Origin of the sequence: Dyadobacter jiangsuensis (assembly GCF_003014695.1) — a bacterium.
In the GTDB taxonomy this organism is placed as follows: domain Bacteria; phylum Bacteroidota; class Bacteroidia; order Cytophagales; family Spirosomataceae; genus Dyadobacter; species Dyadobacter jiangsuensis.
On the sequence record NZ_PYAS01000006.1, the window covers coordinates 467,323 to 475,921 of the forward strand.

Consider the following 8,599-nt stretch of genomic DNA (forward strand, 5'->3'; position numbering starts at 1 on the left):
GACAAAATTAACAATATTTGTGAATGGTAGCACCATTTTTATCCAAAAGCGCCATCCGATATGTCAAATCCGCTGAGAATTATTTTTATGGGGACGCCCGAATTTGCAGTCCCAAGTTTACAAAGTCTGGTCGAAAGCAATTCTAATGTTGTGGCCGTCATCACGGTTCCCGATAAGCCAGCGGGCAGGGGCCAAAAGCAAACGGCATCACCTGTCAAAATATACGCAGAATCGCAGGGAATCCCGGTTTTACAACCTGAAAAATTGAAAAACCCTGCATTTCTCGAAGAGCTCAAATCCTATAACGCCGATTTACAGGTAGTCGTTGCGTTCCGCATGCTCCCCGAAGTCGTGTGGAGCATGCCTTCGAAAGGCACATTCAACCTGCACAGCTCGCTCCTGCCTCAGTACCGCGGCGCAGCGCCCATCAATTGGGCAGTTATAAATGGCGAAACCGAAACGGGCGTTACCACATTCTTCATTGAAAAGGATATCGACACCGGCAAGATCATCTTCCAGGACAAGGAGCCCATTTCTCCGGAAGACAACGCAGGCACCTTGTACGAGCGCCTTATGCGCAAGGGCGCGAACCTGGTCGTAAAAACCGTACACGCCATCGAGGAAGGCAATTACCCACAGGAGCCGCAATCGGAGCCCGAAGACATCAAAGCCGCCCCGAAAATCTTCCGCGAAACCTGCGAAATCGACTGGAACCGGCCAGCTGCTGAAATACATAACTTTGTGCGAGGCCTTTCGCCTTACCCAGCGGCCTGGACGACGCTGAACGGGCTTTCGTGCAAGGTGTTTAAAACAAAAGTGGCGGAATCAGGCCACGACGCGCAACCGGGAGAATACCGTTCCGACGGAAAGTCCTACCTGCATTTCAAAACCGGCGACGGTTGGCTGGCCATTGAGGAATTGCAGATCGAGGGAAAGAAGCGTATGACCGTTGGCGATTTTTTGAGGGGGCATAAGCTCTAAGACGCCTGTATTGCATTTGCACACTTTACACACAACTATATATCATGGCAAACACCTATTCGCAGGTTCACCTGCATTTTATTTTCGCCCCGAAGTTCCGGCAAGCGCTGATTAGCGCTGCATGGGAAACATCTCTTTACAAGTACGTTACCGGAATCGTCGAAGCCAGACAACACAAGATGATTGCTATTAACGGTATGAATGACCATGTGCATATGTTGGTCGGGTTTCGAACTACCCAGTCAATTGGCGACTTTATGCAGGATGTGAAAGCCGATTCGTCGCAATGGATCAATACAAACCGGTTCTGTGACAGTAGGTTTGAATGGCAGGCTGGGTATGGCGTGTTTTCTTATTCCAAATCGCAGGTGCCGGATGTGATTCGTTACATTCAAACGCAAAAGGAGCATCATCGAAGATCGACGTTCCAGGAAGAGTACCGGTCGTTTTTGGAGGAGTTTGAAGTGGTATATGATGAACGCTACATTTTTAAATCGCCGCAATAAATCGCGTTAGCGATGTAATATTGGTAGCAGGACAATAATGTGCGGCCCTCAAAAATCCCGTCAGGGATGCAACAACACGGCCAAAGCAATGCATTGTTGTTACATGCCCAGGGGCATTTCCCAAACGGTGGGCAACCATTTTTGCTACCTATATTACATGCCTGACGGCATTTGATACCGGCAAAATTTATCGTTGCTGCCGCAACCTGGAAAACACAGAATCACGTCGAGCTGCCAACAAAACGCGAATCGCGTCAGCGATATAGTATCGGTAGCGATCTCAAGAATGCGTCAATTTCAAAATCCCGTCAGGGATGCAACAACAAACCAAAAGCCTATGCATTGACGTTACATGCCCAAGGGCATTTTCTGAACACCGTATGACGCCGGTTTACTACCAATGTTATATGCCTAACGGCATTGGTAGTCGAATACATTAATATCATCATAGAGGCTAAGTCGCGTTAGCGACGTAACATTGGTAGCAATATCGACATAACGAAGTTTAGAAAATCCCCTAAGGGATGTATCAACAGGGCCAGGCCCATGCATTGCCGTTACATGCCCAGGGGCATTTCCCAGACGGAGGGCAACCATTTTTGCTACCTATGTTACATGCCTGACGGCATTTGATACCGGCAAAATTTATCGTTGCCGCAGCAGCCTGAAAGACGCCGAATCACGTCGAGCAGCCAACAAAACGCGAATCGCGTCAGCGATGTGACATCGGTAGCATCTTAGCAATGCGTCAATCTCAAAAATCCCGTCAGGGATGCAATAGCCGTGACGAGCCAATGCATTGCCGTTACATGCCCAAGGGCATTTTCTGAACACCGTATGACGCCGGTTTACTACCAATGTTATATGCCCAACGGTATTGGTAGGCGAATACATTAATATCATCATAGAAGCTAAGTCGCGTTAGCGACGTAACATTGGTAGCAATATCGACATAACAAAGTTTAGAAAATCCCGTAAGGGATGTATCAACAGGGCCAAGCCAATGCATTGACGTTACATGCCCAGGGGCATTTCCTGAACACCGTGTAACACCGGTTTACTACCAATGTTATATGCCTAACGGCATTGGTAGTCGAATACATTAATATCATCTTAGAAGCTGAGTCGCGTTAGCGACGTAACATTGGTAGCAATATCGACATAACGGAGTTTAGAAAATCCCGTAAGGGATGTAACAACAGAGCCAAGCCAATGCATTGACGTTACATGCCCAAGGGCATTTCCCGAACGCCGTGTAGCACCGGTTTGCTACCAATATTACATGCCTAGCGGCATTGGTTGTTCACATTTCAACCATCTTTGCAAAAACATCTACCACCTGCATGCATATTTCAATCATAGTAGCCGCCGCCGAAAACGGCGCGATCGGTAAGGACAATCAGCTGCTCTGGCGGTTGCCGGACGACCTGAAACGATTCAAACAACTCACGTTAGGACACCCGATGATCATGGGTCGTAAAACATTTGAGTCGATCGGAAAGCCGCTGCCTGGACGTACTTCTATTGTAATCACAAGGAATGCCGATTTCGCATTCGAAGGTGTGGTAGTTGTGCATTCGCTGGATGAGGCGCTGAAAAAGGCGGAAGCAATCGACGGCAAGGAAGCCTGCATCGTAGGCGGCGGCGAGATTTACAGACAGTCGCAAGACTTAGCCACCCATATTTACCTGACGAAGGTACATACTGAAATTGAAGGCGACACTTTTTTCAAAATCGAAAACCCCGACGCCTGGGCAGAGACCGAAAGAGTCTTCCACGAGCCTGACGAGCGTCATTTTTTTCCATTTGAATTCATTAATTATATTAAAAAAGCTGATAAATAAGTACTTTTGTGCCCTCGTAACCCATAGTGACTCAATGAAAGTACAAGAGTAGAATGCAAGTAGAAGTTGACACCCTTACCATTGAACTAAGCACAGTACCTTTCGATAACCGTCCGGTCTTTATCACGGGCAATTTCTGCAAATGGCTCCCCGACCTCGAAGCTTATCGAATGACCATGGTGAGCCCGGGGAACTATCGTTACCAATTTGCGGAGGATGAAGAGCTGCCCGATCCGATCGAATACAAATACACCCGCGGCGGTTGGAACCAGGTGGAGCTCGACCGGGCTGGCCGACCTTATGGCAACCGCGTTATCAAAGCCGGCGAAACACTTGTCAAGGACAATGTAATCCGCTGGCAGACTGACATTTCAGCTAAAACAGACCTTTCTCCCCTCGTTGAAACGGTCTCGGAAGCATTTGAAATCACGCAGTTCAGCCGCACGCGTCGTGTACGTGTGCTACTCCCGCACGATTACTACGAAAATCCCGACCAGCGTTATCCGGTACTTTATATGACCGACGGCCAGAACCTGTTTGGGGACGGCTCGGAATATGGTAACTGGGAAATAGACAAAAGCCTCGCAAAGCTCGCGAAAGAACATAAAGCCGGCGTGATCATCGTTGCCGTCGACCATGGTGAAGAGGATCGCGTGCAGGAGCTTTCACCATACGACAATGCCAAACTCGGCAAAGGACACGGCGCCAAGTTCATGCAATTCATAGTCGGACCGCTCAAAACGCATATCGACGAAAAATATCGCACAAAATCCGACCGGCTGAACACCGGCATTGGCGGCAGTTCCGTTGGCGGGTTATTGAGCATTTACGCAGCGCTGATGTTTCCGCAAACGTTCGGGAAAGTAATGGTCTTTTCTCCGGCCCTTTGGATTTCCGAAAAGATCTATTTTGACGCCGTGCATTTCTTCGAGCCGTTCGAGACGCGCATTTACCTTTATGCCGGTGGTAAGGAAGGCACCCAAATGATCCCGAACGTAGCCAAGCTGCAAGAAACGCTCGAAACACAAAGCTTCGGTTACAGCCGCGTAAAAATTAAGTCCTCCATAGACGCCAAAGGCGAGCACGCCGAAAAACAATGGAGCCAGGAGTTTCCAAAGGCTTTTGAGTGGTTGTTTTATTAGAAGGGAGGAAAGGGAAGAAAGGGAGGAAGGAGGAAAGGGACAATGGAAGCACTTGAACTCCATCCTCCCCTTCCTCCATCCTCCCTTTCCTCCTTTTAAAGAATATACTGACTAAGATCCCGGTTCTTCACGAGAGCTGACAGCCTTTCCTGCACCATTTCAGCAGTAATCGCGATGTGCGAGCCGTCCCCGATAATGTCAGGGATGTCGAACATAAAGTCGTTGAGAAGCGAGCTCATAACGGTTTGCAGACGACGGGCGCCGATGTTTTCGACTTCGCTGTTTACTTCAAATGCAATGCGGGCGATTTCCCGTAATGCACCGTCTTCGAATTCCAGCTCTACTCCCTCGGATTCCATCATGGCGGCGTATTGCTTCGTCAATGCGTTTTTAGGCGCTTTCAGAATCTGGTAAAAATCACTTTCGGTGAGGCTGTTGAGCTCCACACGGATCGGAAAGCGGCCTTGTAGCTCGGGAATAAGGTCGGATGGCTTCGAAACGTGGAAAGCACCGGCTGCGATGAACAGAATATGGTCCGTCTGGATCACGCCATGCTTGGTATTTACGGCACTTCCCTCAACGATCGGAAGTAAATCGCGCTGCACGCCCTCACGGCTCACGTCGGGGCCGCTTCCTCCGGAACGGCTGGATGCCACTTTGTCGATCTCATCGATAAATATAATGCCCAGGTTCTCCGCCTTTTTAATGGCTTCGAGCTTCACCTCGTCCATATCGATCAGCTTTGACGCTTCCTCGTCCAAAAGCAGTTTACGCGCCTCCTCGACGGTTACTTTACGCTTTTTGCCCCGGCGCGGCATCATATTACCGATCATTTCCTGGATATTCATCATTGATACGTCGTCGACGGCCCCGCCTATCATGCCCACATTGGGCACCTGATTTTGCTGGACCTCAATTTCGATTTTCCGGCTATCGAGCTCCCCATTGCGGATTTTCTCGCGGAAACGCTCGCGGGTACGTTGGTTGAGTTCGGCATCGCTCTGGGGCATTTCCTCAGAACCGTTTTCGGGAACCGGCTTCACCGCCCCTGAACCATGCACCGGCGGGATCAACGCATCGAGGATGATGTCTTCCACGGCCTGTTCGGCCTTGATTTTCACCTCTTCCTTCTTCTGCATCCGCACCATGCCTACCGCCTGCTCCACAAGGTCGCGGACCATGCTTTCGACATCGCGGCCCACGTAGCCAACCTCCGTAAACTTGGAAGCCTCCACTTTCACAAATGGCGCATCGGCGATTTTGGCCAGCCTGCGGGCGATTTCGGTTTTCCCCACGCCCGTGGCCCCTATCATTAATATATTGTTCGGGATAATCTCCCGCTGAATGTCCTCCGGACTGTTCATTCGCCTCCACCGGTTCCGCAGTGCGATCGCCACATTGCGTTTTGCGTCATTTTGTCCGATGATATATTGGTCGAGCTCGAAAACGATCTGACGCGGTGTAAGGCGGTTAAGATGTTCTGTCATGTTGATTACGATGGATTCAAAACCTAACATTAAAAAGAATTATGCCGGTACAAAATGGCAGAAAACCTGCCGTTGGGAAATCTTTGACGGCTTTACTTTTTGTTCTCTGTCCTTCAATTACTTTTGTCCCTGCATTTATAATTCCGAAACCAATATAAAAAAGAATTATCCCCAACATGAAAAAACTCCTGTTCTGCCTTTTTACCGTTATTGCCTCGCTGCAATTATCCTACGGGCAAGGTACTGCCAATCTGGTCGACTATGTGAACCCGCTGATGGGGACGCAATCGAAGTTCAGTTTATCGGCCGGTAACACCTATCCGGCGATTGCCCTGCCCTGGGGGATGAACTTCTGGATGCCCCAAACCGGCAAAATGGGCGATGGATGGGCTTACATGTACGATGCCGAGAAGATCCGCGGTTTCAAGCAGACCCACCAACCCAGCCCCTGGATTAACGATTACGGCCAGTTCGCGATCATGCCTATTACCGGTAAGCTGAAAATCGACGAAGAAAGCCGCGCCAGCTGGTTCTCGCACAAAGCCGAAACTGTCAAGCCCCATTACTATAAGGTATACCTGGCGGATTATGACGTTACAACGGAAATCGCGCCGACCGAGCGTGCTGCCCAGTTCCGCATTACCTTCCCGAAGGCCGACACTTCTTACGTGCTTCTTGACGCCTTCGACAGGGGTTCTTATGTAAAAGTCCTGCCTAAGGAGCGCAAAATCATTGGTTATACTACCAAAAACAGCGGAGGCGTGCCAGCCAACTTCAAGAACTACTTTGTGTTGGTTTTTGATAAACCATTCACTTTCTCTTCGGCATTCCACGGCAAAACACTCGCGAAAGACACGCTGGAAATCAGCGCAGCGCACGTAGGTGCCGTGGTTGGGTTTAAAACCAAAAGAGGCGAGCAGGTGGGCATCAAGGTTGCCTCGTCGTTTATCAGCCCTGAACAAGCCGAACTGAACCTGCAACGCGAGTTGGGCAACGATTCTTTCGATGCTACCAAATCAAAAGGCGAACAAGCATGGAATACCGAACTTTCACGCATTAAAGTGGAAGGTGACAATATCGATCAGATCCGCACCTTCTATTCGTGCCTCTACCGCGTATTGCTGTTCCCACGCAAGTTCTATGAAATGGACAAGGCCAACAAAGTGGTGCATTACAGCCCTTACAATGGCGAGGTGCGTCCGGGTTATATGTTCACGGACAATGGTTTTTGGGATACTTTCCGCGCGGTGTTCCCATTCTTCACGCTGATGTACCCGACATTGAACTCGCACATTATGGAAGGTCTTGCCAATGCATATGACGAAAGCGGCTTCCTGCCCGAATGGGCCAGCCCCGGCCACCGCGATTGTATGATCGGCTCGAACTCCGCTTCACTTATTGCTGATTCGTATATCAAAGGCATCCGTGGCTACGACATCAACAAACTGTATGAGGCTATTCTGAAAAACACGCAGAATGCAGGCCCGGTAAGCTCGGTAGGCCGTTTCGGTCATGAGTATTACCATGAGCTCGGCTATGTGCCTTATGATGTTAAAATCAACGAAAATGCGGCCCGTACGCTGGAATATGCCTATGCCGACTTCTGTATCGCGCAATTGGCGAAAGAACTTAAAAAGCCGCAATCGGAAGTGGATTTGTATCTAAAAAGGAGCCAGAACTACAAAAACCTGTTCGATCCGGAAACGAAATGGATGCGTGGTAAGAACAAAGATGGCAAGTTCCAGTCGCCATTCAATCCGTTCAAATGGGGGGATGCATTTACGGAAGGCAACAGCATTCACTACACATGGTCGGTATTCCAGGACGTGAAAGGGTTGATCAACCTCGTGGGCGGTCGCGAAGCATTTGTCCAAAAACTGGATACGGTTTTCACACTGCCGCCGGTATTCGATGATAGCTACTACGGCTTCCCGATTCACGAAATCCGCGAAATGCAGATCATGAACATGGGTAACTACGCACACGGCAACCAGCCGATCCAGCACATGATTTACCTGTACAACTACGCGGGCGCACCCAACAAGGCACAGTACTGGACGCGTCAGGTCATGAAACGACTCTACCAGGCGACGCCGGATGGTTACTGCGGCGATGAGGACAACGGTCAGACCTCGGCGTGGTACGTATTTTCTTCCCTGGGCTTTTACCCTGTCACGCCGGGCACGACGCAATATGTGATTGGCTCGCCATTGTTTAAAAAGGCTACGCTGACCATGGAAGATGGCAAGAAGTTCACGATCGACGCTCCTGCCAGCAGCGAAAGCAACCTGTACATCCAGAGCGCCAAGTTGAATGGTAAGGCGTACGACAAGACTTACCTCGAACATGCCGATATTCAAAAAGGTGGAAGCGTCCAGTTTGACCTGACAGGCAAACCGTCCAAAAGCTGGGGTACGAAGCCGGAAGCGGTTCCTTTTTCACTCACGAAATAACAATGGCACGGAGCTCCTGCTTCGTGCCGCCTATTCGCAGGCCTCCGGCCGGTCAGGTATGCGAGACCGGCCAGAGGCCTGCGAATAGTGTGGGGCTGACTAAAAAGGCCCGAGTCAATTTGGCTGTAAATAGGCTTTTTGGATTTTTGAGACTGATAGAAGCCTGGTTAAATTAACAAGGGGTCA

General features: G+C 49.7%; 6 protein-coding genes. 5 read left to right on the forward strand and 1 reads right to left on the reverse strand.

What is annotated here, in order from left to right; translation table 11 throughout:
• Positions 1–60 precede the first annotated feature (60 nt).
• From fmt to CLV60_RS15215, 4 genes are all read left to right on the forward strand, one after another.
• Entirely contained in the window at positions 61–981 is a 921-nt protein-coding gene (gene fmt, locus CLV60_RS15200) for a methionyl-tRNA formyltransferase (protein WP_229210980.1), read from the forward strand.
• Between the two features lie 44 nt (positions 982–1,025).
• On the forward strand, positions 1,026–1,487 hold the full coding sequence (tnpA, locus tag CLV60_RS15205) for an IS200/IS605 family transposase (protein WP_106596208.1): 462 nt from the start codon (positions 1,026–1,028) through the stop codon (positions 1,485–1,487).
• Positions 1,488–2,830: 1,343 nt separating this feature from the next.
• Positions 2,831–3,331 carry a dihydrofolate reductase gene (locus CLV60_RS15210; protein WP_106596209.1) on the forward strand — a complete coding sequence of 167 codons (501 nt, stop codon included), beginning with the start codon at positions 2,831–2,833 and terminating at the stop codon, positions 3,329–3,331.
• Positions 3,332–3,384: 53 nt separating this feature from the next.
• On the forward strand, positions 3,385–4,473 hold the full coding sequence (locus CLV60_RS15215; RefSeq protein WP_106596210.1) for an alpha/beta hydrolase-fold protein: 1,089 nt from the start codon (positions 3,385–3,387) through the stop codon (positions 4,471–4,473).
• A 95-nt stretch (positions 4,474–4,568) separates the two neighbouring features.
• Here CLV60_RS15215 and hslU read toward each other — a convergent pair whose 3' ends face one another.
• Positions 4,569–5,960, reverse strand: a complete 1,392-nt coding sequence (gene hslU / locus CLV60_RS15220; protein ID WP_106596211.1) for an ATP-dependent protease ATPase subunit HslU — start codon at positions 5,958–5,960, stop codon at positions 4,569–4,571.
• A 176-nt stretch (positions 5,961–6,136) separates the two neighbouring features.
• Here hslU and CLV60_RS15225 point away from each other — a divergent pair, with 176 nt between their 5' ends.
• Positions 6,137–8,413 (forward strand): GH92 family glycosyl hydrolase, encoded by a 2,277-nt coding sequence (locus CLV60_RS15225; protein ID WP_106596212.1) that lies wholly within the window; start codon positions 6,137–6,139, stop codon positions 8,411–8,413.
• Positions 8,414–8,599 lie beyond the last annotated feature (186 nt).